General features: G+C 63.9%; 26 protein-coding genes. 10 read left to right on the forward strand and 16 right to left on the reverse strand.

All coding sequences use genetic code 11. From position 1 onward, the window contains the following. The first annotated feature begins 63 nt into the window (after window positions 1–63). The gene (locus tag KVT37_RS00295; RefSeq protein ID WP_217568528.1) at window positions 64–501 is read left to right on the forward strand and encodes a VOC family protein; all 438 of its coding nucleotides are present in this window, start codon (window positions 64–66) and stop codon (window positions 499–501) included. A 15-nt stretch (window positions 502–516) separates the two neighbouring features. On the opposite strand, the gene KVT37_RS00300 is transcribed toward KVT37_RS00295, so the two are convergent. Continuing rightward, window positions 517–1638 (reverse strand): DUF2336 domain-containing protein, encoded by a 1122-nt coding sequence (locus KVT37_RS00300; protein WP_217568530.1) that lies wholly within the window; start codon window positions 1636–1638, stop codon window positions 517–519. Window positions 1639–1790: 152 nt separating this feature from the next. On the opposite strand from KVT37_RS00300, the gene KVT37_RS00305 reads away from it, so the two are divergent. Both KVT37_RS00305 and KVT37_RS00310 read left to right on the forward strand, forming a co-directional pair. After that, window positions 1791–2243, forward strand: a complete 453-nt coding sequence (locus KVT37_RS00305) for a MaoC family dehydratase (protein WP_217568532.1) — start codon at window positions 1791–1793, stop codon at window positions 2241–2243. Further along, the gene (locus KVT37_RS00310) at window positions 2243–3124 is read left to right on the forward strand and encodes a CoA ester lyase (protein ID WP_217568534.1); all 882 of its coding nucleotides are present in this window, start codon (window positions 2243–2245) and stop codon (window positions 3122–3124) included. The genes KVT37_RS00305 and KVT37_RS00310 overlap by 1 nt, the downstream gene beginning before the upstream one ends. A 4-nt stretch (window positions 3125–3128) precedes the next feature. Here KVT37_RS00310 and KVT37_RS00315 read toward each other — a convergent pair whose 3' ends face one another. Further along, window positions 3129–3803 carry an isoprenylcysteine carboxylmethyltransferase family protein gene (locus KVT37_RS00315; RefSeq protein WP_217568536.1) on the reverse strand — a complete coding sequence of 225 codons (675 nt, stop codon included), beginning with the start codon at window positions 3801–3803 and terminating at the stop codon, window positions 3129–3131. A gap of 132 nt (window positions 3804–3935) precedes the next feature. On the opposite strand from KVT37_RS00315, the gene KVT37_RS00320 reads away from it, so the two are divergent. Continuing rightward, entirely contained in the window at window positions 3936–4673 is a 738-nt protein-coding gene (locus tag KVT37_RS00320) for a TetR/AcrR family transcriptional regulator (protein WP_217568538.1), read from the forward strand. On the opposite strand, the gene KVT37_RS00325 is transcribed toward KVT37_RS00320, so the two are convergent. After that, window positions 4627–5235: a flavin reductase family protein gene (locus KVT37_RS00325; protein WP_217568540.1), complete on the reverse strand. Its 609-nt coding sequence runs from the start codon at window positions 5233–5235 to the stop codon at window positions 4627–4629. The two genes, KVT37_RS00320 and KVT37_RS00325, sit on opposite strands and share 47 nt — an antisense overlap. Window positions 5236–5237: 2 nt before the next feature. Beyond that, the gene (locus KVT37_RS00330; protein ID WP_217568542.1) at window positions 5238–5822 is read right to left on the reverse strand and encodes a nitroreductase; all 585 of its coding nucleotides are present in this window, start codon (window positions 5820–5822) and stop codon (window positions 5238–5240) included. Between the two features lie 161 nt (window positions 5823–5983). Between KVT37_RS00330 and KVT37_RS00335 the strand changes: the two genes are divergently transcribed. Further along, window positions 5984–6949: a hypothetical protein gene (locus tag KVT37_RS00335; protein ID WP_217568544.1), complete on the forward strand. Its 966-nt coding sequence runs from the start codon at window positions 5984–5986 to the stop codon at window positions 6947–6949. 12 nt (window positions 6950–6961) lie between these two features. On the opposite strand, the gene KVT37_RS00340 is transcribed toward KVT37_RS00335, so the two are convergent. Then, entirely contained in the window at window positions 6962–7903 is a 942-nt protein-coding gene (locus tag KVT37_RS00340) for a lysophospholipid acyltransferase family protein (protein WP_217568546.1), read from the reverse strand. Window positions 7904–7979: 76 nt separating this feature from the next. Continuing rightward, window positions 7980–9953 carry a threonine--tRNA ligase gene (gene thrS / locus KVT37_RS00345; protein ID WP_217568548.1) on the reverse strand — a complete coding sequence of 658 codons (1974 nt, stop codon included), beginning with the start codon at window positions 9951–9953 and terminating at the stop codon, window positions 7980–7982. A 225-nt stretch (window positions 9954–10178) separates the two neighbouring features. Between thrS and KVT37_RS00350 the strand changes: the two genes are divergently transcribed. Then, window positions 10179–11012 (forward strand): SAM-dependent methyltransferase, encoded by an 834-nt coding sequence (locus KVT37_RS00350; RefSeq protein ID WP_217568550.1) that lies wholly within the window; start codon window positions 10179–10181, stop codon window positions 11010–11012. A 107-nt stretch (window positions 11013–11119) separates the two neighbouring features. Here the strand turns inward: KVT37_RS00350 and blaOXA are convergent, their stop codons facing one another. The 3 genes from blaOXA to yidD all read right to left on the reverse strand — a co-directional run bounded on the left by blaOXA (window position 11120) and on the right by yidD (window position 12707). After that, on the reverse strand, window positions 11120–11932 hold the full coding sequence (gene blaOXA, locus KVT37_RS00355) for a class D beta-lactamase (RefSeq protein ID WP_217568552.1): 813 nt from the start codon (window positions 11930–11932) through the stop codon (window positions 11120–11122). Window positions 11933–12054: 122 nt separating this feature from the next. Further along, window positions 12055–12258 carry a hypothetical protein gene (locus KVT37_RS00360; RefSeq protein ID WP_217568555.1) on the reverse strand — a complete coding sequence of 68 codons (204 nt, stop codon included), beginning with the start codon at window positions 12256–12258 and terminating at the stop codon, window positions 12055–12057. 74 nt (window positions 12259–12332) lie between these two features. Continuing rightward, the gene (gene yidD / locus KVT37_RS00365; protein ID WP_217568557.1) at window positions 12333–12707 is read right to left on the reverse strand and encodes a membrane protein insertion efficiency factor YidD; all 375 of its coding nucleotides are present in this window, start codon (window positions 12705–12707) and stop codon (window positions 12333–12335) included. Between the two features lie 320 nt (window positions 12708–13027). On the opposite strand from yidD, the gene KVT37_RS00370 reads away from it, so the two are divergent. Beyond that, window positions 13028–13945, forward strand: coding sequence for a LysR substrate-binding domain-containing protein (locus KVT37_RS00370; RefSeq protein ID WP_217568559.1), 918 nt, complete (start codon window positions 13028–13030; stop codon window positions 13943–13945). Window positions 13946–13975: 30 nt separating this feature from the next. Here KVT37_RS00370 and KVT37_RS00375 read toward each other — a convergent pair whose 3' ends face one another. Next, complete coding sequence (locus KVT37_RS00375) at window positions 13976–14371, reverse strand: cell envelope integrity protein TolA (RefSeq protein WP_217568561.1); 396 nt, start codon at window positions 14369–14371, stop codon at window positions 13976–13978. 40 nt (window positions 14372–14411) lie between these two features. Next, window positions 14412–14858, reverse strand: a complete 447-nt coding sequence (locus KVT37_RS00380) for an iron-sulfur cluster assembly scaffold protein (RefSeq protein ID WP_217568563.1) — start codon at window positions 14856–14858, stop codon at window positions 14412–14414. Window positions 14859–15094: 236 nt separating this feature from the next. On the opposite strand from KVT37_RS00380, the gene folE reads away from it, so the two are divergent. From folE to KVT37_RS00395, 3 genes are all read left to right on the forward strand, one after another. Beyond that, a complete protein-coding gene (gene folE / locus KVT37_RS00385) occupies window positions 15095–15727 on the forward strand; it encodes a GTP cyclohydrolase I FolE (protein ID WP_112101201.1) in 633 nt (210 codons plus the stop codon). Window positions 15728–15765: 38 nt separating this feature from the next. Continuing rightward, window positions 15766–16224, forward strand: a complete 459-nt coding sequence (hisI, locus tag KVT37_RS00390) for a phosphoribosyl-AMP cyclohydrolase (RefSeq protein WP_217568565.1) — start codon at window positions 15766–15768, stop codon at window positions 16222–16224. Window positions 16225–16308: 84 nt separating this feature from the next. Beyond that, the gene (locus KVT37_RS00395) at window positions 16309–17274 is read left to right on the forward strand and encodes a patatin family protein (protein ID WP_217568567.1); all 966 of its coding nucleotides are present in this window, start codon (window positions 16309–16311) and stop codon (window positions 17272–17274) included. A gap of 260 nt (window positions 17275–17534) precedes the next feature. Here KVT37_RS00395 and recJ read toward each other — a convergent pair whose 3' ends face one another. From recJ to KVT37_RS00420, 5 genes are all read right to left on the reverse strand, one after another. After that, the gene (gene recJ / locus KVT37_RS00400; protein WP_217568569.1) at window positions 17535–19319 is read right to left on the reverse strand and encodes a single-stranded-DNA-specific exonuclease RecJ; all 1785 of its coding nucleotides are present in this window, start codon (window positions 19317–19319) and stop codon (window positions 17535–17537) included. 139 nt (window positions 19320–19458) lie between these two features. Further along, complete coding sequence (gene glpX, locus KVT37_RS00405) at window positions 19459–20442, reverse strand: class II fructose-bisphosphatase (protein WP_217568571.1); 984 nt, start codon at window positions 20440–20442, stop codon at window positions 19459–19461. 207 nt (window positions 20443–20649) lie between these two features. Then, window positions 20650–21963, reverse strand: a complete 1314-nt coding sequence (locus KVT37_RS00410; protein WP_217568573.1) for a homoserine dehydrogenase — start codon at window positions 21961–21963, stop codon at window positions 20650–20652. 41 nt (window positions 21964–22004) lie between these two features. Further along, entirely contained in the window at window positions 22005–23222 is a 1218-nt protein-coding gene (locus KVT37_RS00415; RefSeq protein WP_217568575.1) for an LL-diaminopimelate aminotransferase, read from the reverse strand. 41 nt (window positions 23223–23263) lie between these two features. After that, complete coding sequence (locus KVT37_RS00420) at window positions 23264–23617, reverse strand: hypothetical protein (protein ID WP_254633734.1); 354 nt, start codon at window positions 23615–23617, stop codon at window positions 23264–23266. Between the last annotated feature and the right edge of the window lie 39 nt (window positions 23618–23656).

A 23656-nucleotide genomic window follows, 5' to 3' on the forward strand; every position in this document is an offset into this window, starting at 1 on the left:
AGGCCCGTGCCGTATCCAGGATCGTTCCTTGTTAGACCAGACGCCACTTTGTAGGGTGGACACATGGCACTCAAACGGATGGACAACATAGGAATCGTCGTCGATGATCTCGGTGCGACGATTGATTTCTTTCTTGAGCTCGGCCTCGAACTCGAAGGGCGAGCCACGATCGAAGGAGAATGGGCCGGACGCGTCACTGGACTGGGCGATCAGCACGTCGAGATTGCCATGATGCGCATGCCGGACGGCCACGGCCGGCTCGAACTGTCCCGTTTCATCAGGCCGCCTGTCGTCGCGGATCACCGCACCGCCCCGGTGAACGCTCTGGGCTACCTCCGTGTCATGTTCGCCGTGGACGATATCGACGGGACACTTGAGAGGCTCCGCAAGCGTGGCGCCGAACTCGTCGGCGAAGTCGTTCAGTACAAGGACGCGTATCGGCTCTGCTACATCCGCGGGCCCGAAGGGCTTCTCATCGGACTCGCCCAGGAGCTCGGTTGAGACCTGACGCGTGGATTAGGCGGCAGCAATCGCCAGCGCATGCCCGCGCGCGTTTTCGCGCAAGGCGTCGAGATGGATCGACTTGACCAGCCCGGCAAGATCGCCCTCGGCGGATTGGCCGCCGAGTTCCTTCAGCATCAGCCAGCTCACTTCCTGCACGCCGGCGACACGCCGGCCATTGGCGACCTCGCGCCAGATCTTGAGCGCGCGCAGGATGATGGCGTGCGTGGCCGGCGCAAGTCCGGCGCTGCGGAACAGCGCCTGCAGCGCCACGTCGTGCCCGCCGGCCAGAAGTGCCGTCACCCGCTGCTCGGACTGTCGGGCGAGCGCCACCAATGTCGAGCCGAAGAAGTCGACCTTGCCATGCGCGATGGTGCGGATGATGAAGCCGGCGGTGAGGTCGCCGCGCAGTCTCAGATGCTCGATCAGCGCGGCATGCTCTTCCATGCGCGTGCCTTCGATCAGCGTCACCGAGGCCTTCACGCAGGCGTCGCGCATCACGCGATCGGCGCGCGCGGCGCCCATCATGGCCAGCACCAGCGGCGACCCTTTCAGGCTCTCGCCGAGCTTGACCAGCAGCATGTGCCGGCAGTCGGCCGGCAGGCGCCGGTCGGCAATCAGCGCCTCGCGCACCAGCGGCAGATGGCCATGCCGCTCGGCCATGCGGCGGAAGCTCAGCGAAGCGATCTCGGCGCCGCTGTTGCCGACCAGCGTGGCACAGGCTTCCGGCTCGCCGATCTCGGCGATCGCCGCCGCCAGCGACATCGAGACGACCGGGCGGTTGGCGATCAGCTTCTGTGTCGCCTTCTGGCCGCAGGCGACACGCTCGACGAGATCGGCATCGGTAAGCAGTGGCGAACGCGCCAGCACCAGCGCCGCCACTTCCGGCTGGTCGGAGGCCAGGGCGCTGATCACCTGCGGCGGCGCGTGATGGCTCATCGACAGCGCTTCCGCGAGCGCCTGGCGCACCTTGGAGGAAGCATCGTCCAAAAGCAGCGTCAGCGCCGCCTCGGCGGCGCAGCGATCCTCGAACGGCAGATCGGAATTGATATAGGCGCGCGCCAGCGCGCTCGCGGCCGCGGCGCGCTCGGAAACCCTTGCCGTATCAATCCATTTTAGAAAGTGCGAAACAACCATACCAACCAGCTACGCCCTTGCCGGAATGGTCCCGGCCCCGTTGTGAACGGTAGGCCGGAAATGGTTTACGAACGGTTCACCATGTTTCTTAACCGGCTTGATGGCGCCGCGACCAACGCCTATCAAACAGGGACATTTGCAGGAGATCGACCATGGCCGGGCTTTATCTGGAAGAGTTTGTCGTCGGCCATGTCTTTCGCCACACGCTGCGCAAGACCGTGACCGAAAGCGACAACATGCTGTTTTCGGTGATGACGCTGAACCCGCAGCCTCTGCACATCGATTTCGACTTCGCCGCGAAAACCGAATGGGGCAAGCCGCTGGTCAACTCGCTGTTCACGCTCGGCCTGATGATCGGCATTTCGGTGAACGACATCACCGTCGGCACCACCGTCGCCAATCTCGGCATGAAGGAAACGATCTTCCCGCATCCGGTCTTTCACGGCGACACCATCCGGGTCGAGACGACGGTGGTCTCCGTGCGCGAGTCCAAATCGAAACACGATCGCGGCATCGTCGAGTTCGAGCACCGCGCCTACAATCAAAACGACGTTCTTGTCGCCAAATGCACCAGGCAGGCGATGATGCTGAAGAAGGTTTCCTGATGCGCTCGCTGCTGTTCGTGCCCGGCGATTCCGAGCGGAAGCTGGAAAAGGGATTTGCGGCCGGCGCCGACGTGGTCATCGTCGATCTCGAAGATTCCGTCGCCGCCGCCAACAAGGTTGCGGCGCGTGCGACCGCGGCCGATTTCATATCGAGCCGAAGCCGCCGGACGGGTTCGGTCATCTATGTGCGGGTCAACGACCTTTCCACCGGCTTGACCGACGACGATCTAGCCGCACTTGTCCCGGTGAAGCCCGACGGCATCATGCTGCCGAAGTCGAACAGCGGGCAGGACGTCCAGCAACTGGCGGCGAAGCTTCGGGTGCATGAAGCCGAAAGCGGGCTGCCGGACGGCGGCGTGAAAATCCTGCCGATCATCACCGAAACGGCGGCGGGCGTGCTGGCGGCGGCAAGCTATGCCGGAGCAAGCGCAAGGCTCACCGGCCTCACCTGGGGTGCTGAGGATTTGTCGGCGGCGATCGGCGCGCGCGCGGCCCGCGACGGGAACGGCCGCTACACCGACGTGTTTCGCCTGGCGCGTGCCATGACCATTCTGGCGGCCGGCGCGGCCGAAGTCGCCGCCATCGACACCGTCTTTCCCGATTTCCGCGACATGGCCGGTTTCGAAGCCGAGTGCAGAGAGGCTGAGCGGGACGGCTTCACCGGCAAGATGGCAATCCATCCGGCGCAGGTGCCGGTCATCAACGCCGCTTTCTCGCCATCCGCCGAAGCCGTCGAGCGATCGCAGGCGATCGTCGATGCCTTCGCGGCGGCGGGAAACCCGGGTGTCGTCGGCATCGGCGGCAAGATGTACGACCGGCCGCATCTGCGGCTGGCCGAGCGCCTGCTCGCCCGCGCCAAGGCGGCCAAGGCTCCTGCCTGAGCCGCTACCAGACCATCGGGATCAGTTTGTAACGGACGCGCGCGGCGTAATCGTCATAGCCGCGCAGGCCGGTCCTCAAGGTCTTTTCCTCGATGAAGGTGCGGATGGCGAGCAGCACGATGAAGGCGAGGACCGACGCCAGTCCCCACCAGGAGCCAAGCAGCAGCGCCGTGCCGGCGAAATAGAGTATGGCGCCGGCATACATGGGGTGGCGGACATAACCGTATGGACCGGTGGTGATCACCTTCTGGCCACGCTCGTCCTGGATCTTCACGACAGGCGCCGCGAAGCTGTTTTCCAGCATCGTGAGATAGCAAATCCAGATGCCGACGAGCAGGACCAGCATGCCGATCGCCTGCACCCAGACGGGAGCTGCCGACCAGCCGAAACGGAAGTCGAGCCCCATCAGCACCAGCCAGGCGAAGATGCTGAGCAGCAATATGCTCAGCACGATCTTGTCGGCCGCTGTCTGGGTCTTCTGGATCGGCGGGCGGAGGCGTTCATTCATCAGGCCTGGATCGCGCCGGGCCAGTGCCACGCCCATGGTAAGGCTCAGTCCGACCATCACGACTATGTACACCCAGGCTCCGCTCCACCGCAGCGTGCCGGCCGACAGAAACATCAGCGCGCCCATGACGCCGAACCATATGAATGTCTGGAAAACCAATCTCGATATCATGACCAACCTTCCGTGCCGTCCCTATTGGCCGAATCCGACCAGTGGTCTATTATACCGACCGACGGTCTATTCTCAAGCGCAATCGCATCGGCCTCTGGACGAGAACGGCCGCCATATGCACAAGGTTTCGCCATGCCCCGCATCATCAAGCATCCGGAACTCAGGCGCGAGGAACTGCTGGACCATGCCCAGGCGCTGTTCCTGACGCATGGCTACGACAGAGCGAGCCTCAATGATGTCATCGCGGCGGCCGGCATCTCGAAAGGCGCCTTCTATCACTACTTCCCTTCCAAGGAGGCCCTTCTGGAGGCACTGGCCGAGCGCTTCGCCAGGCAGGCGCTGGCCGGCGTTCAGGATGTGTTCGCCGATCCGGCGCTCGATCCGCTTGGACGCCTCAACGCCCTGCTCGCGAAATCACGGCAGGCCAAGGTCGAGACCGCGGCGGAAGCCTGGGCGCTGTTCGAGACAATGTTCCGGCCGGAAAACCTGGTGCTGTTCCACCGCATCAACCTGGCGGCAAGCGCGGCCTTTTCGCCCTTACTGGTCGCAATCATCAAGCAAGGCGTGGCGGACGGAACATTCCGCACCTTCGATCCGGAAGGCGTCGCCGACATCGTCATGCAGTTCGGCATGGCCACGCATGACGTTGTCGCCAAGGCCATTGTCGGCGGCAGCGAGTTGGATATGGACATGGCCATAGAAGCCCTGGAGAGGCGCGTCAGGCTCTACGAGATCGCGCTCGACCGCATTCTGGGGCTTGCCGACGGCAGCATCCGGATCGGCGAGCCCGGTTATGTGCGCGCCGTCATGACGGCACGGCGCTCTAATCCCGCCCCCAGCGCGGCCGCCGCATCGAAAAGATCTCGTTGACGCTGGCGTAGTCCATATAGCCGAGACGGCCGACATTGCCGGCTTTGACGATGTCGAAAAGGCCGCCCCTGAGAAAGTCGTCGTCGATATGCACGCCGACGACCTCGCCGGCCACGACGACAGCGCCGGTCTCGCTGCCGTCCAGTGCCCGCGGGCGCAGGATTTCCGTCACCTTGCACTCCAGAGCCGCGGGTGCCTCGGCCACACGCGGCGGCGCAACCAGGCGCGACGGCGCCATGGTGAGACCGGCGTAGCCGAATTCGCTGACGCCGCGCGGCGCGTCGACCGCGGTACGGTTCATCTTTTCCGCCAGCTCGCGGCTGACGAGATTGGCGACGAACTCGCCCGTTTGCGCTGCGATCGCGGCAGTGTCCTTCTCGCCTTCCGATGAAAACCAGACGATGAAGGGGCGTGTCGAAAGCGCGTTGAAGAAAGAATAGGGAGCGAGGTTTACCTTGCCCTCCCCATCGATGGTCGAGATCCAGCCGATTGGCCGCGGCGCCACGATAGCCTTCGACGGATCATGCGGCAGGCCATGCCCCTTGGACGGCTCGTAGAACACGGCTATCCGACCCAGGGACCTGCATAGTCGGCATAGAGCTTCGCCGGATCGGGCCTCGGCCGCTCTGGCGCTGGGCCCTGGTAGGAGCCGATATGGACGAAGCCGACGACGCGCTCCTGTGGCGAAAGCCCCAGGACCGCCCTGCCCTCCGGAACGTCGGAATACCAGTTGCTGATCATGTTGGTGCCATAGCCCAGCGCGTTGGCCGCGATCATCAGGTTCATGGCCGCCATGCCGCCCGACAGGAACATCTCCCATTGCGGGATCTTCGGGCTCTCCCTCGGCACCGACACGACGCCGATCACCAGCGGCGCGCGCGAGAAGCGCGCCAGTTCCTGGTTGCGCCGGCCTTCCGGCAGCGGTCCCTCGCGCTGTTCGGCTAGTGCCGCCAGCTTCTTGCCGATCTCGATACGCGCCTCGCCGCGATAAAGGATGAAACGCCAGGGTTCGAGCCTGCCATGGTCGGGAACGCGCGAGGCCGCCGCGATCATCGTCGCGATTTCGGCATCGCCCGGCGCCGGCTCCTTGAGGTCGGGGATCGGCGCGGAATTGCGGGTAAGCAGGAAGTCGATGATTGGCGACGCCATGGGCGCAAGTCTCCTAGCATTCAATTTTGAGCTGAAGCACGCCATCGGGAGGTCGGGCGGCTTGGGCGGGTAGCGCATTGCGCCGGATAAAGAGCCGCCGGCGCAAGGCCTCGAACTCTTAAGCCTTGAAATTGCCACCGGCTTGGGCTTCAACGCAAGGCATGTTTGAGGGGACACTGCGCCTTTTCGTGATCGCACTCGTCGCTGCGTTGTTCGCGGTGCCGGTTTCCTTCGCGCTGGCCCAGAACGCCAACGATGTCGGCGACCTCAAGCTTCCAGGCATTTCGAGTTACGCGACGCCGAAGACCGGAGCGCCGTTGGCGCTTGGCAATGGCGGCGCCATCACCCTGTCGGCCCAGCTGACCGACAAGGGCGCCGACATTACCCGCGGCATTGTCTGGCGGGTGTTCAAGCCTCAGCCGGCCAGCGACGGCAAGCTTCCGATGGTGGCGTCCGCCCATGGCGGCACGGCGGTCTTCCAGCTCGACCCCGGCAGCTATCTCGTCCACGCCTCCTATGGACGCGCCGGCGCCACCAAGCGCATCACCGTCGGCAAGGACGCCAGGCGCGAAAGCCTGGTGCTCGACGCCGGTGGCCTCAAGCTCGACGCGGTGACATCGGGCGGCGCGCCGATCCAGTCGAAGAAACTGCGCTTCTCGATCTATGAAGACCATGCCGCTACCAATGGCGACCGCGCGCTGATCGCCCCCGACGTCGCGCCGAACACGGTGGTTCGGTTGAACGCCGGCACCTATCATGTCGTCTCGACCTATGGCGCGGTCAACGCCGTGATCCGCTCCGACATCCGCGTCGAGGCCGGCAAGCTGACGGAGGCGACCGTCGAGCACCGCGCCGCCGAGATGACGATGAAGCTGGTGCGCGAGCCCGGCGGCGAAGCCATCGCCGACACCTCCTGGTCGCTGCTCAACGAGAGCGGCGATCCGATCAAGGAAGCGGTCGGCGCCTTCGCCTCGATGGTGCTGGCCGAAGGCCAGTACACCATCATCGCCAAGAACCGCGACCGAATCTATCAGAAGGATTTCACGGTCGTCGCCGGCCAGAATCAGGAAATCGAGGTCGTGGCCAACGAATCCTCGGCCATCGATCCCGAGGAAGGCGCGGACTAGAACGCTTTAGCGTCAGGCCGCCTTGCGCATCCGCTTCGGCAGGAAGGGCACGCGGCCACGCTGCGCCCTCGGCGTCGCAAGGTCGAACACCGAGCGGTAGAGGCGGTCGAGCAACGCCTTGCGGTCGCGCAGCGGTTCGAGTTCGCTCCATGTCAGCACGTCGCCGATACGCACCTCGATCGCCTTGCCCGACAGGCGGGCGAACTCGCGGATGAGCAAGGAAAGGCGCAGCGTCAGCGACGTCCTGCCGATGAATTTGGCCACGCGGTTGTCGCGCTCGGCCATGTTCATCGGGCCGCTGACGAGGTGAAACAGTCGGCCATTCTGACCGGAAAAGTGCATCGGGATGACAGAGGCCTTGGCCTCCTGCACCAGCTTGGCCGGAAACATCTTCCATGGCAGGTCGATGGCACGACCAAAGACCTTGGGCGCGGTGGCGACACCGCCAGCGGGGAAGATCACTATGGTGACTCCTTCCTTCAACAGCCGCACCGCTTCGTGGCGCACCGCCATGTTGTTCTTCAGCGCTTCCTTCGTCTCGGAAAAATCGACTGGCAGCGAATAGGGCTCCATCTCGCGGATCCTGAGCAGGTCCTTATGGATCATCACCCGGAACGGGCGGCCCAGTTGCTCGACAAGCGACAGCACCGCGATGCCGTCGCCGATGCCGAAGGGATGGTTCGCCACGATGACCAGCGGCGTCTCCGGCAGCGCTGCCGGCGGCCACTGGACGGCGTTGCGGACCTTGACGTCGATCAGGTCCAGCATGCGGGTGAACACGCGATCCCGGGTTGGCACCACCTGGCTGCGCCAGAAGTCATAGAGCACCGCGAAGCGGTCGCGGCCCGACAAGCCCTCGACGGAATGGATGAACCAGCGCGTCAGCACCGGCTGATCCGCGTTGGCATAGGAGAGCTCGGGAAAACGTCTTTCCCGAAGTTTCAGCTTGAGCATGGCGGCTGGTTACAGAACTGGCGTGACAGGCGTGTGAAAATGGCGGTGGACGCACCACCGCCATTCAGTTCGTAAGTCAGGCGGCGCGACGCTTGCGGTCAGGCGAGACCGCCTCGTCGGAAAGCTGCTTCACCGCATCCTCGAGCTTCAGCGATTCCTGGTCGCGGGAGCCCAGCCGGCGGATATTGACGGTTTCCTCTTCCGCCTCGCGCTTGCCGCAGACAAGGATGACCGGAACCTTGGCCAGGGAATGCTCGCGCACCTTGTAGTTGATCTTCTCGTTACGAAGATCGGCTTCGGCCAGCAGCCCCGCAGCCTTCAGCCGCTCGACCACCTTCGTCGCGTAATCGTCGGCATCCGAAGTGATGGTCGCCACCACCACCTGCAGCGGCGCGAACCACAGCGGGAAATGACCCGAATAGTTCTCGATCAGGATGCCGAGGAAGCGTTCCATCGAGCCGCACACGGCGCGATGCACCATGACCGGCTGCTTCTTTTCCGAATCCGAGCCGATATAGAAGGCGCCGAAGCGTTCCGGCAGGTTGAAGTCGACCTGCGTGGTGCCGCATTGCCATTCGCGTCCGATGGCGTCCTTCAGCACATATTCGAATTTCGGTCCGTAGAAGGCGCCCTCACCCGGATTGATCGAGGTCTTGATGCGGTTGCCGGAGCGCGCGCGGATCGTCTCCAGCACATTGCTCATGATCGCCTCGGCATGGTCCCAGGCCTCGTCGGTGCCGACGCGCTTGTCCGGCCGCGTCGACAGCTTCACGCTGACCTCTTCGAAGCCGAAATCGGCATAGGTCGACAGGATCAGATCGTTGATGCGCAGGCATTCGGCGGCGAGCTGCTCCTCGGTGCAGAAGATATGCGCGTCATCCTGCGTGAAGCCGCGCACCCGCATCAGCCCGTGCAGCGCGCCGGACGGCTCATAGCGATGCACATTGCCGAACTCCGCAAGTTTCACGGGCAGTTCGCGGTAAGACTTCAACCCATGCTTGAAGATCTGTACGTGACCGGGACAGTTCATCGGTTTCAGCGCGAAGACGCGGTCGTCGTCGGTGTCGTCGCCGGCGACCGTGACCTTGAACATCGCGTCGCGATACCAGCCCCAGTGTCCCGACGTCTCCCACAGGCTCTTGTCCAGAACCTGCGGCGCGTTGACTTCCTGGTAGCCGTGCTCGTCGAGGCGGCGACGCATGTAGTTGATCAGGTTCTGCACCATCTTCCAGCCCTTGGCGTGCCAGAAGACCACACCCGGGCCCTCTTCCTGGAAATGGAACAGGTCCATCTCGCGGCCGAGCTTGCGGTGATCGCGCTTTTCGGCTTCCTCCAGCAGCGTCTGGTAGGCATCGAGCTGCGCCTGGTCGGCAAAGGCGGTGCCATAGATGCGCGTCAGCATCGGATTGTTCGAGTCACCGCGCCAATAGGCGCCCGCCACCTTCATCAGCTTGAAGGCATTGCCGATCTGCCCGGTCGAAGCCATGTGCGGACCGCGGCAGAGGTCGAACCAATCGCCCTGCGCATAGATCTTGAGGTCCTGGTCTTCGGGAATGGCATCGATCAGCTCGAGCTTGTAGCGCTCGCCCTTGTCGGCGAAGACCTTCTTTGCCCTCTCGCGCGACCAGACCTCCTTGGTGAACGGCTTGTTGCGCTGGATGATCTCGCGCATCTTCTTCTCGATCACCGGGAAATCGTCCGGCGTGAACGGCTCGTTCCTGGCGAAGTCGTAATAGAACCCGTTCTCGATCACCGGCCCGATGGTCACCTGCGTTCCCGGCCACAGCTCTTGCACGGCCTCGGCCAGCACATGCGCCGTATCGTGGCGGATGAGCTCCAGCGCGCGCGGATCCTCGCGGGTGATGATCTCGACCTTGCCGGACTTGCCGAGCGGATCGGAAAGATCGCGAAGGGTGCCGTCGAGGCTGTAGGCCACGGCCTTCTTGGCCAGCGACTTGGAGATCGACTCGGCCAGGCCGGCGCCGGTCATCGCCGCGTCGTAGTCGCGGACCGAGCCATCGGGAAACGTCAAGGAAACGGAACTCGGCATCAAGGTTCTCCTATCCAGTCCCGCAAACGAGCGCGGGTGGTTAAATGCATGTCGCAGGATGCGTTGCCGCATGCAGAGGGTTAGCCGGAGGCGTCCGGCAAGCGGCGCGGTTTTAGAGGCAGTGCCGCGCCAGGTAAAGAGCGGCCGTCAGGAAATGTCGCCAGCGATGTCGCAGGCGCTTCGCGACGGCTTGTGAATGCGGCGCGGGGCGGCTTCAATATAGGTATGGAAGACGCATCACCCAGCCGAACCGCCCTTCGCGTCGCGCGCTTGCGGGCATTGCATCAGTTGTCACCGCAGGCAGCGCTGTTTCGCGATCCCTATGCTTTAGCGATTCTGGGCGAAGCCGCGCCGGATGCCGGGGAACTCGAACAGGAAGACGAACACGGCCGTCGCATGCGCCTGTTCGTGGCGTCGCGGGCCCGCCTCGCCGAGGACTGGCTGGCGGCGGCGGTGCGGCGTGGCGTCGCCCAAGTCGTGGTGCTCGGCGCCGGTCTCGACACGTTTTCGCTGCGCAATCCATATCCGGGCCTCGCGGTGTTCGAGGTCGATCATCCGGCGACACAGGCCTGGAAACGCCAACGCATTGCCGAGACGGGTCTTGCCGAGCCGGCAGGCGCCGCCTTCGTGCCGGTCAATTTCGAACGCCAGAGTTTGCCGGCGGAATTGGCGGCCGCGGGTTTGAAACCGACCGAACCGAGCTTTTTCATCTGGCTGGGGGTCGTGCCTTACCTGACACGCGAAGCGATTTTTGCCACGCTTGGCTACATTGCCGGCGTCGCCGGCTCGGAAGTCGTCTTCGACTACAGCGAACCGGCCGAGAACCGCGACACGAAGGGTCGGGCGACGCTTGCCTTCTATGCCGCGCGCGTCGCGGCGATCGGCGAGCCATGGATCAGTTTCTTCGTTCCCGATGAATTGGCGAAGTCGCTCGCCGATCTCGGCTTCGACGACATCGAGGATCTCGACAGCGGCGATATCGCAGCGCGCTTTGCCAGGTCCCCGAGCACCAAAAGCAATTCCGGCGGGCACATCCTGCGCGCGCGCCGCAGCGTCTAGAGCAATTCCAGGAAAAGTGTGAGCGGTTTTCCGTTCGGAATTGCGTAAAAACAAGGAGATAGAGCGTTTCGCCGTTTCCGTGAAACGGTGAAACGCTCTGAGAGACGCTACTTCACCAGCTGCGGCAAATCCTTCAGGAAGGCCGCGCGCGTTGCGAGGCCCTTCGGCGTATCGGTGCGCTTCGTGTCCGCGATCAGCCTGGCAAAGACGATGCGGCGGCCGCCCTTCTCGGCCCAGCCGACGAACCAGCCGAGCGAGCGCTTGCCGTCCTGGCCAAGCTTGGTGCTGCCTGTCTTGCCCTGCACGGTCCAGTCCCCTGCCGTGAAGGTCGGGAGGATCCCCCTGGTCATTTCATGCGCCTTCGCCGACACCGGCATCTTGCCGGCGAGCAGCTGGCGCAGGAAAGCCGTCTGCTCGACCGGCGATATTTCGAGCGAGGAATTGATCCAGGACTGCGTCAGCCCATTGCCCTTGCCGGCATCGCCCGAGACATCCTTGTTGCCATAGCCGAGTTTCGAAACGTAGCCGGCAAACTTTTCGGCACCGAGCCGCCGTGTGATCTCGCGCGAATACCAGACGATGGAATCGCGTTCCCAGATCGTCGGACCGACGGTTTTCTGGTCGCGCTTTGCCGCCTTAAACTCGGGCTTGTAGTCCCAGCTCGGCGTATGCGCATCGCTTAGGATCCCGGAATCGTAGCCGATCAGCGCCAGGGGCACCTTGAACGTCGAGGCCGGGCTGACGCGCTTGTCGCAGACGCCGTCCTGAAAGAGCGTTGCGCCGCTTTGCTGATCCTGGATCAGCGTACAGTGGATGTCGCCGAGCGGCGCCGATTGCGCCCGCACCGGCCAGCCAAGCATCCAGGCCAGAAGGAAAAGGACGATGGCAAAAATGAAGGGATAGCGGTCCATCTGGCGCATGGCGAAGTCACTCCGGTATGAGATTACAGGAGCGGCTTAGCGAAGCGGCTTGTCTCGATTTTGTCTCAAATTCGCAGTGTTTGTGCAGCCTGCCGTTAACCTTACCGAAGCGTAAATACGGCCTACAGGATGACTGGCCTGCGCACGGTCTTGCGCGGCTGCGGATCGGGCTTTGAAGAGCCTTTCGGCTGCTCGAAGCAGACCGGATTCTCATTCACGACTTTGGGTGCATCGTGCGGCCGAGGCGTCACTCCGAGGAATTGGGGCAGCAATCCGTCACCCTGCTTGGCGGCATGGACGTGAAAGGCCAGGAACAGCGACATCATGGGACAACCTCATCTTGTGGAGGTTCCAGTGTCGCTTCGGTCAGCGGACGCAGCCACCCGTTTCAGGGCAAGCTTCAGCCGTTGGCTTCGCCGCGTTTCTTGCCGATGTGCCAATAGCGCCAGGGCATGAACCAGACATAGCGTTGGGCAAGCGTCTCCGGCACGCGGTCGATGCCATGCGTGCCGAACGGCCCGCAGCGCAGCACCCGGAACAGTCCCATCCAGCCGCCGGCCCACAGGCCGTGGCGGGCGATCGCCTCATGCGCATATTCGGAACAGGTCGGCAGATGCCGGCAACTGTTGCCGACGAAGCCTGAAAGCGTCAGCTGATAGAAGCGCACGAGCGATGTGCCGAGCACGCGCCCCGGCGTCTTGCGCCATGGCCCCGGCCAGTTGCGCCCTCGCTGTATCGGCCGGGCGCCGTGCGTATGTCCGTGATGGTCGCCCATCTCTCCGCAGCCTGCTTGACTGCGCGATAGATGTGGGTTTCGACGCTGAAACGCAATGTCTTTGCCTCTCACGACCTGGAGCGGCGGATGGGATGCCTGTCAGTCCACTCGGCATGGTGAGAAGGAAGATCGCAATGGTCATGGTGGCGGCTGCGTATGGCTGTCCCATGCCACTGGAACGTTGCGATCCGTATGACGTCGTTCAGAATGTCCAGAAGCTGGTTCATGGCAGCGGCTCCTTTGAGCGCCGATTAGACTGCCGCTGGTCTTCCTCCTCAAACGAGTATAATTTCCGCGTCGGATAACCTGAGGTTATGCGAATGAAGCGAGGACGGCTGCCCCTGACGGCGTTGCGAAGCTTCGAGACAGCCGGGCGGCATTTGAGCTTCAGCCGGGCGGCGGAGGAGCTTTACGTTTCGCAGGCAGCGATCAGCCGGCAGATTCGCGAGCTCGAGACCTTCCTGCGCCAGCCGCTGTTTCTGCGCCTGCATCGCCGCGTCGAGCTGACCGATGCGGGGCAACGGCTGCTCGGCCAACTGGTCAGAAGCTTCGACGATATCGACCGGGTGCTCTCGGACCTGATCGCATCGCCGGCGCAATCCGTAGTCCGCGTCAGCGTCGAACCTTCGCTGGCCGCCGTGTGGCTGGTGCCGCGGCTCAATCGCTTTCGCCAGTTGCGGCCCGACATCGACGTATCCCTCGAGGTCGATGCCCGTCCGATCGAGTTCCGCGGCGATCAGCCCGAACTCGCCTTGCGCTTCAGCGCGCACGCCACGTCATGGCCGCGCACAGAGGCCGAGCGTCTGGCTTCAACCGTCGACTCACCGGTCCTTTCGCCGGGTTTGCTGGCATCCGGCCCTCCCCTGGAAAAGCCCATCGACCTTCGCCACTACACGCTGCTGCACGAGGAAAACCGCCAGGGTTGGGCGCGCTGGTTCCAGGCAGCCGGCGTGCCGGCCGACGCGGTACCCGCGCGGGGTCCGATGCTGGCCGACGTCTCGCTTTCGAAACAGGCCGCGCTGCTCGGCCACGGCGTGGCGCTTGGCGATCTCCTGCAGATCGGCGAGGAGCTTGCGTCGGGCACCTTGATCAAGCCGTTCGATATCGATGTCGCTTCCGGCGCATATTGGCTGGTGGCCAGGAACTTGCGGGAACTGCCGGAACCGGCCAAGGCATTCGCCGACTGGGTGAGAAGTGAATTCGCAGAAAACAGGCAAGCGCTGATACGGCAGCGATAGGCCGTATCATATGATCTTTCCAGACTTGTTTTATTTCGGCTGTCCACTGGAGGATATCACGCGGGCATCGAAAGAGACGGTCATTTCGCGCCAGGTCTCATAGCTGTCGGCATAGGCTGCCAACCCTGAGTAAGGTGCGCAGCGAACAACAGCGCGCACCGCGCTATCGTTCAGTATCTTACGCTGGGGTTCTGTCTGGCGGTCGAGTGGCTCTGGCTTTTCGGCCAAGGAGCCATCCCGATTGAGCCTTACCTTGACACGCGTGACAACAGATAAGTCGATATCCGCTGGAATGATCCAGCAGCTCCCGACCGTGCTCTCAAAATACTTGGAGACGTTCTTGAGTGCCGGGTTTTCGGCTCCGGCTGCCTGATTAGTCAAGATGATCGAACCGGCAAAACCCAAGATCGATATCAAACGCCGCAAGTTCCCCCTCCGTGATAGCCTGGCAGGACGAAAGACGCTGTCACGCCGCCTCTCCGGCGCGCTTCTTCTCGATCTGGCCGATCGCATCGACCACCGCGTCAAAGGTCAGCATGGTCGAGGCATGACGCGCCTTGTAGTCGCGCACCGGCTCCAGATACTTCAGGTCTGCGAAGCGGCCCTCCGGCGGCGCGCCGTTCTCCTTGAGCATCTTCAGCATGGTCTCGCGCACGGCGCGCAATTCGTCGGCCCTGGCGCCCACCACATGCTGGGCCATGATCGAGGACGAGGCCTGGCCGAGCGCGCAGGCCTTCACGTCATGCGCAAAATCGGTCACCACGTCGCCGTCCATCTTGAGGTCCACGGTGACGGTCGAGCCGCACAATTTGGAATGCGCCCTGGCCGTCGCGTCGGCATCGTCGAGCCGGCCGATCCGCCCGATATTTCCGGCGAAGCCGAGAATTTTCGCATTGTAGACGTCGTCGATCATATTTTTCCAATCCGTCGCCGCCCAGCGAACAGGCTTTGCCGCTCTCGCGTCTTCCTTTCGCTCCGCTGGAACCATATATAATGGTGGCAGTCGGGCATCGACAAGGCGACGACAAGCCATTGTCCCTGCTCAAATGTTCACGCCGCTTGCGGGATGGAAATGGGCGATTTTCTCCCCAAAGGTCGTGGTCCGTTCAACTCGTTCCACCTTTGAGTGGGACTACGGGAGACGCCTTTATGGATGCCGTCATCAAGAAAATCATGCCCCCGTCCGAATATATGGAAAAGCCGGTCACCGACCGGCCGACCGAGGCCGAGGTCGAAGCCGCCGTGCGCACGCTCTTGCGCTGGACCGGCGACAATCCGGAGCGCGAAGGTCTGATCGACACGCCCAAGCGTGTCACCAAAGCCTTCCGCGAGATGTTCAACGGCTATGATATGTGCCCGGCCGACGAGCTCGGCCGCACTTTCGAGGAAGTCGCCGGCTATGACGATCTCGTGATCGTCAGGAACATTAAATTCCATTCGCATTGCGAGCACCACATGGTGCCGATCATCGGCAAGGCGCATGTCGGCTATCTGCCGGACGGCAAGGTCGTCGGTCTGTCCAAGATCGCGCGCGTCGTCGACATCTTCGCGCATCGCCTGCAGACGCAGGAGGCAATGACCGCGCAGATCGCCGGCGTCATCCAGGACGTGCTCAACCCGCGCGGCGTCGCCGTCATGCTCGAGGCCGAACATATGTGCATGGCCATGCGCGGTATCCGCAAGCAGGATTCGACGACGCTGACCTCCACTTTCACCGGCGTCTTCAAGGACACGCCCGAGGAGCAGGTTCGCTTCGTCACCATGGTGCGCGCAGGCGGCTGATCGCCGGCCCTCGCCGGCCAAACATATAAGGACCGGCGATGTCGGCACTGCAATTTCCGCAAGCTCCGTCAGACAAGAAAGCGCTGGAGGAAGGCGCCGTTCTTTCTCCGCGCTTCGATGCCGCAGGCCTCGTCACCGTGGTGGTGACGGACGCCGCGGATGGCATGCTGTTGATGGTCGCGCATATGAATGCCGAGGCGCTTGCGCTTACGCTCGAAACCGGCATTGCCCATTACTGGTCGCGCTCGCGCAGCGCGCTGTGGAAGAAGGGCGAGACGTCGGGCAATTTCCAGCACGTCGTCGAGATGCGCACGGATTGTGACCAGGACGCGATATGGTTGCGCGTCAAAGTGTTGGGCCACGACGCAACTTGTCACACCGGGAGACGTTCCTGCTTTTATCGGACGGTGGGGTTGAACGACGGCAAGGCGACGCTTGCCGACGACGGCAGCAGGCCGCTGTTCGATGCGGACAGGACGTATCGGAAGCCGGTGTGAACCATTCAATATTCACAAACCACTCAGATTCACTATTCTCAAATATCCTTTTGGTAGAAGGGATATGGGACAAGGGAGATCGTGATGCTCGAATGGGCGTCATTGCGCAGCAAACCTGACGTTCGGGAGGCCAACGGCCCCTCCTCGTCCGGCGGCGCGCCTGCTCCGAAACCACCGACGAAGAAAGGCATCTCGTTGGCGCTCGGCGGCGGCTGCGCGCGCGGCTGGGCCCATATCGGCGTGCTGCGCGCGCTCGACGAAGCCGGCATCGAAGTGTCGATGATCGCCGGCACCTCGGTCGGCGCCCTGGTCGGTGGCTGCTACCTGGCCGGCAAGCTCGACGAGTTGGAAGAGTTCGCCAGGAGCCTGACCAAGCGGCGCATCTTCGGCCTGCTCGACCTCAATCTGCGCGGCAGTGGCCTGTTCGGCGGCATGAAGCTCGATCAGCGCCTGCGCGAGCACCTCGACGGCGCTCGCTTCGACGATCTGTCGAAGCCTTTCGTCGCCGTCGCTTCCGAAATCCGCACCGGCCACGAGATCTGGCTGTCGAGCGGCTCGCTGGTCACCGCGATGCGCGCCTCCTACGCGCTGCCCGGCGTCTTCGAGCCGGTGGCCTGCAACGGCCGCGTGCTGGTCGACGGCGCGCTGGTCAATCCCGTGCCGGTCTCGGTCTGCCGCGCCTATGAGCAGCCGCTCGTCGTGGCGGTCAACCTGCATTATGACCTGTTCGGACGCGCCGCCGTCATCAAACACAGCGCCGGCGAACTGGTCGTCGAGAACGACGCGCCGCGTCCCGGCCAGGTCAATCACCAATCACACCAGACACGCCTCGGCATCACCGGCGTCATGGTCGAAGCCTTCAACATCATCCAGGACCGGATTTCGCGCGCGCGCCTCGCCGGCGATCCGCCGGATATGTCGCTGCAGCCGAAGCTCAGCCATATCGGCCTGACGGAATTCCACCGCGCCGACGAGGCGATTGCCCTCGGCTACCAGGCGACGAAGTCGCAGATCAGCGAACTGATCCGTCTGCAGTCCGTTCTCGTGTGAATTCCGCTACTTCCTCTACACAGTGATTTGGAAGGTTCCAGGCTTGTCGGGCAAGGCTATCAACGTCCGTTGCCGTATTCAGCGCAAACGCTGGCGATGAGCTGAAGGCTCCTGAACCTCGTCATTCCAGGGCGGAGCAAGGAGCGAAGCCCGTGGATGACGACCGCGATAGGCGTCTCGGCCAATCGCCAAGGCATGGGATCTGCCAACGCACACTAACCAACCGGTCAAAACGTCTGTGTTAAGGTACTACTGCGTCGTTATGCCAGCGCCGCATCGCTGATGCGAAACTGTACCGTGCGGTTGCCGTTCCAGTAATTGCCCGACAGCGAGCCGGCGATGTGCACGGTCCTGCCCCTGTTCTTGAACAGGAATTCGCCAAGCGCCGTGTCGACGGCGCGGAAGGCGATCGCCTGGATGTTGCCGCCGCTTTGCGACTGCAGGTCGACGCGGATGTGATTGGTGCCGATCGCCCGCGCGTCGGTCAGCCGGTGGCGCGGCAGCACGAACACTGGCGCGATGTGTCCGGCGCCGAACGGCCCGGCCTTCTCCAGCGCATCGAGCAGCGCAATCGTGGCGCCCTCGGCGGCCAAAGCGCCGTCGATCGCCAGGCTTTCCTCATTTTGCAGCCGGAACACATCGGCGGCGGCGCGTTCCTCGAAGAAGGCGCGCAACTCGCCGAGCTTGGCGCGCTCGACGGTGATGCCGGCGGCCATCGCATGGCCGCCGCCCTTGACGATCAGCCCGGCCTCGGCCGCCTCGCGCACAAGCCGTCCGAGATCGAAGCCGGTCACCGAACGCCCCGAGCCCGTGCCGATACCCGTCGAATTGAAGGCGATGGCGAAGGCCGGCCGGCGCGCATAGTCCTTGAGCCGCGAAGCGATCAGCCCGACAATGCCCGGATGCCAGTTGTTGCTGGCGGTGACGATGATTGCGGGACCATTGCCGCCGGCAAGCTCCGCGTCGGCCTCGGCGCGCGCCTGCGCCAGCATCTCTTGCTCCATCTGCTGCCGTTCCTGGTTCAGCCGGTCGAGCGTCTCGGCGATGCTTGCCGCCTCGACGGGGTCGTCGGTGGCCAGAAGCCGGCTGCCGAGCGCGGCATCGCCGATGCGGCCGCCGGCATTGATGCGCGGCCCGATCAGGAAGGACAGATGGAAGGTGTTGATCGGCTCGCCGATGCGCGAGACCCGCGCCAGCGCCGCCAGCCCCTCATTCTTCTGCTGGCGCAACACCTGCAATCCTTTGACCACGAAGGCGCGGTTGACGCCGGTGAGGGGCACCACGTCGCAGACGGTCGCCAGCGCGACGAGATCGAGCAGCGAAAGCAGGTCGACCGGCGCGGCGTTCGGCAGCCTTTCGCGCAGCACCTTTGCCGTCTGCACCAGGCACAGGAAGACGACGCCGGCGGCGCACAGATGTCCCTGCCCCGACAGATCGTCCTCGCGATTGGGGTTGACCACCGCGTCGGCCGCCGGCAGCGGGCCGCCGACCTGGTGATGGTCGAGCACCACGACATCGGCGCCCGCCTCTTTGGCCGCCTCGATCGAGGTCGCGCTGTTGGTGCCGCAGTCGACGGTGACGATCAGCTTCGCGCCGCGCGAGATCAGCTCGCGCATCGCTTCCGGATTGGGTCCGTAGCCTTCGAAGATGCGGTCCGGGATATAGATTTCGGACGGCACCGAAAAATGCGTGAGAAAGCGCTTGATCAGCGCCGACGAGGCCGCGCCGTCGACGTCGTAATCGCCGAAGATCGCCACTTTTTCGCCGGCGACGATCGCGTCGGCAAGCCGCGCCGCCGCTTTCTCCATATCGGTCAGCGATGCCGGATTTGGCAGAAGCTCGCGGATGGTCGGATCGAGGAAGCGCTCGGTCTGCTCCGCGGTCACGCCGCGCCCGGCCAGCACCCGCGCCACGACGTCTGGCACGCCATGGCCCTGCGCGATAGCCAAAGCGGCCATGTCCTGCCGCTCGGTCAGCCGGTGTTCCCAGGAAACACCGGTCGCCGACTGCCTGACATCGAGGAAGAAGCGTTTCTCGCCCGTCATGCGACGCGCCGTCTGCACATCATGACTGCGCAGATATCAACACGCGGCCGCCGGAGCAATTCCAGGGACCCGCGCAATCCGGGGAAAACTGTGGAACGGTTTTCCCCGGACTGCGCGAAAAGCGTTCAAGCCGAAGAAATCAGAACTTGTCCAGATCCTGGTGGCGCGCCTTGATCTCGCGCACCGTGCGCGAGGACGAGCGCAGCACGATGGTGTGGGTGGTGATGAAGGTGCGGCCGAACTTCACCCCGTCGAGCAGATTGCCGTCGGTGACGCCGGTCGCCGCGAACAGCACGTCGCCGCGCGCCATGTCCTGGGCGCGATAGACGCGCTTCGGGTCGGAAATGCCCATCTTGGCGGCCCGCGCGACCTTCTCCGGCGAGTCGAGGATCAGCCGGCCCAGCATCTGCCCGCCGGTGCAGCGCAGAGCTGCCGCGGCCAGCACGCCTTCCGGCGCGCCGCCGGTGCCGAGATAGATGTCGATGCCGGTCTCATCCGGATCGGTGGTGTGGATGACGCCGGCGACATCGCCGTCGCCGATCAGCCGGATCGCCGCGCCCGTGGCGCGCACGGCATCGATCAGCTTGGCATGACGCGGCCGGTCGAGGATGCAGGCGGTGATGTCGGAAACCGCCACGCCCTTGGCCTTGGCCAGGTTGGCGAGGTTTTCCGCCGGCGAAGCGTCGATGTCGATCAGCCCCTCCGGATAGCCTGGGCCGATGGCGATCTTGTCCATGTAGACATCAGGCGCGAACAGCAGGCTGCCCTTCTCGGCAATGGCGATGACGGCCAATGCATTGGGCAGGTTCTTGGCGCAGATCGTCGTGCCTTCGAGCGGATCGAGCGCGATATCGACGGCCGGACCTTTGCCGGTGCCGACCTCCTCGCCGATATAGAGCATGGGCGCTTCGTCGCGCTCGCCCTCGCCGATCACCACCGTGCCCTTGATGGCCAGCCGGTTGAGCTCCTGGCGCATCGCATCGACCGCCACCTGGTCGGCGGCTTTCTCGTCGCCCCGCCCGCGCAGCCTGGCGGCCGCGACGGCCGCGCGTTCGGTAACGCGCACGACCTCCATGGTCAGGATCCGGTCAAGTCCGGCTGCGATGTTCTGGGCGATGTTCATGGATGACGCATTCCTCGTTGACACAGGAGCGGTTCAGGTCCGAACCGCTCTATTTTGCTTCGAGCAATCCGGGAAACCTGGAATTGCTTCTGCCTTCCGCCAAAGGCGAGACCCTTCTGGCAAAGCTCCGTGACAACGGCAAGACTTGCCCGGCCAATTTTTGAAACCGAAGCAAAATCAATCGATTAAGGTGTAATAAGGCTGTGGCTATTCCGCCCGTTCGATTCGGATCACCTGCGGCTTGTCGGTCAGATGACCGTCCTTGGTGATGCCTTCGACGGCCTTGCGTACCGCCGCTTCCGTCGTCTCGTGGGTGACGAGGATCACCGTCTTCTGCGCCTGCGTCTCCGGCCCGGCCGCCTGCTGCACGATCGATTCCAGCGAGATGTCGTTGTCGGCCATGCGCTTGGCGATGGCGGCGAAGACGCCGGTGCGGTCATGCACGGTCAGGCGGATGAAGTAGCCGCCGGCATGACTGCGCATCTGCGCCTTCTTGTAGGGCTTCAGTTCCTTCGCCGGCCAGCCGAACACCGGAGCGTGCTGGAACCCGGGCCGGCTCTTGGCGATATCGGCGATGTCGCCGATCACCGCCGATGCGGTGGCGTTGCCGCCGGCGCCCGGGCCGGAAAGCAGAAGCTCGCCCAGAATGTCGGTTTCGATCGCCACCGCGTTGGTGACGCCATGCACCTGCGCGATCACCGAAGCCGTCGGCACCATGGTCGGATGGACGCGCTGCTCGATGCCGCTGTCGGTGCGCTGCGCGACGCCGAGCAGCTTGATGCGGTAACCGAGGTCGCCGGCCGCGCGGATGTCGGCCTGGGTGATGTTGGAGATGCCTTCCATATAGATGTCGTTGGCGGCGATCCTGGTGCCGAAGGCCAGACTGGTCAGGATCGACAATTTGTGCGCCGTGTCATGGCCTTCGATATCGAAGGTCGGATCGGCCTCGGCGTAGCCGAGTCGCTGCGCATCCTTGAGACAGGCGTCGAAGGAGATGCCTTCGGCCTCCATGCGGGTCAGGATGTAGTTGCAGGTGCCGTTGAGGATGCCGAAGACGCGCGTCACCGCATTGCCGGCCATCGCCTCGCGCATCGTCTTGATGACCGGGATGCCGCCGGCCACCGCCGCCTCGTAGTTGAGCAGCACGCCCTTTTTCTCGGCGATCTCGGCCAGTGCCACGCCATGCTTGGCCAGCAGCGCCTTGTTGGCGGTGACGACATGGCGCCCAGCCTCGAGCGCCGCCTTCACCGCCTGCCGAGCCGGCCCTTCGTCGCCGCCGATCAGTTCGACGAAGACATCGATATCGGCCTTTTCGGCCAGCTTGACCGGATCGTCGAACCATTTCGCGGCGCTGAGATCGACGCCGCGGTCGCGCTTCGGGTCACGGGCCGAAACAGCCGTCACGACGATGTCGCGGCCGCATTGGCGGGTGAGCTCGGCCGCCTTGTCTCGCAGCACGCGCGCCACCGAGGCGCCAACCGTGCCGAGGCCGGCAATTCCAACACGCAACGCTTCAGCCATGTCCGGCGACGCCCCTCAAATTCAATAAATGTCCGGCAAATTCAGCGGCGCGCGGCGAGCGGCACCACATTGTTGGGCTGCTTGGCGGTGGTCGCGAGGAACTTCTTGATGTTGCGCGCCGCCTGGCGGATCCGGTGCTCGTTCTCGACCAGCGCCACGCGTACATAGTCGTCGCCATGCTCGCCGAAGCCGACGCCCGGCGCCACCGCGACATCGGCGTGCTCGATGAGCAGCTTGGAGAATTCGAGCGAGCCAAGGTGGCGGAACTGTTCGGGGATCGGCGCCCAGGCGAACATCGAGGCCGCCGGCGCCGGAATGGTCCAGCCGGCGCGGGTGAAGGAATCGACCATCACGTCGCGGCGCTTGTGGTAGACCTCGCGCACTTCGGCGATGTCGGCGCCGTCGCCGTTCAGCGCATGCGCGGCCGCCACCTGGATCGGCGTGAACGCGCCATAGTCGAGATAGGATTTCACGCGCGTCAGCGCCGCGATCAGCCGCTCGTTGCCGACGGCAAAACCCATGCGCCAGCCGGGCATGGAGAAGGTCTTCGACATCGAGGTGAACTCGACGCAGACATCCATCGCGCCCGGCACCTGCAGCACCGAAGGCGGCGGATTGCCGTCGAAATAGATTTCCGAATAGGCGAGGTCCGACAGGATGATGATGTCGTTCTTCTTCGCGAAGGCGACCACGTCCTTGTAGAAGTCGAGCGAGGCGACCAGCGCCGTCGGGTTCGACGGATAGTTGAGGATCAGCGCCAGCGGCTTCGGGATCGAGTGGCGGATGCCGCGCTCGACCGCCGGGATGAAGCCGTCATCGGGCTCGACCTGCAGCGAGCGGATGACGCCGCCCGACATGATGAAGCCGAAAGCATGGATCGGATAGGTCGGGTTCGGGCACAGGATGACGTCACCGGGCGCGGTGATCGCCTGCGCCATATTGGCGAAGCCTTCCTTGGAGCCCAGCGTCGCCACCACCTGCGTGTCGGGGTTCAGCTTCACGCCGAAACGGCGCTGGTAATAGTTTGCCTGGGCGCGGCGCAGGCCCGGAATGCCGCGCGAGGAAGAATAGCGATGGGTGCGCGGATCGCGCACCACCTCGCATAATTTGTCGACGATGGCCTTCGGCGTCGGCAGGTCCGGATTACCCATGCCAAGGTCGATGATGTCGGCGCCGCGCGAACGGGCGCTGGCCTTCAGCCGGTTGACCTGCTCGAAGACATAGGGCGGAAGCCGGCGGACCTTGTGAAATTCTTCCATTTCAGTTCCAGACCATCAGAGTTTCGGCGCGCGATATAAACCTAATTGCAGTTAGGGTCGAGGGTCGGGTCGCATTTGCCCTCGATCTGCTTCAGCGTGTCGCCGCCATGCGTCTTGGCCAGCGTGTTGAGCGCCGCCGAATTCGCCGGCGGTTTGACGCCTTTGCCCTTGGATAGCTGCGCCTGCTCCTCGGCCTTGAGCTGCGCGAGTTTAGCTGCGGTCTCTTCCTTGGTGAGTTGCTTGGCCGCCACCTGCGGCGGGATGTTGAGGTTCGGATAGGAACCGGTGTCCTTCGGGCCTTCGGTCAGGGCCGTCGGCGCCGCATTGTTCGTGCCGGTGCTGGTGCAGCCGCCGGCGGGCAAAAGCACGCCGACCAGTCCTGCCACGACCGCCATGCGGCAAATCGGACCCGGCCTGAGAAAAAAAGTCCCGCC

The sequence above is a fragment of the Mesorhizobium sp. GbtcB19 genome (assembly GCF_019091085.1).
Taxonomy (GTDB): Bacteria; Pseudomonadota; Alphaproteobacteria; order Rhizobiales; family Rhizobiaceae; genus Mesorhizobium.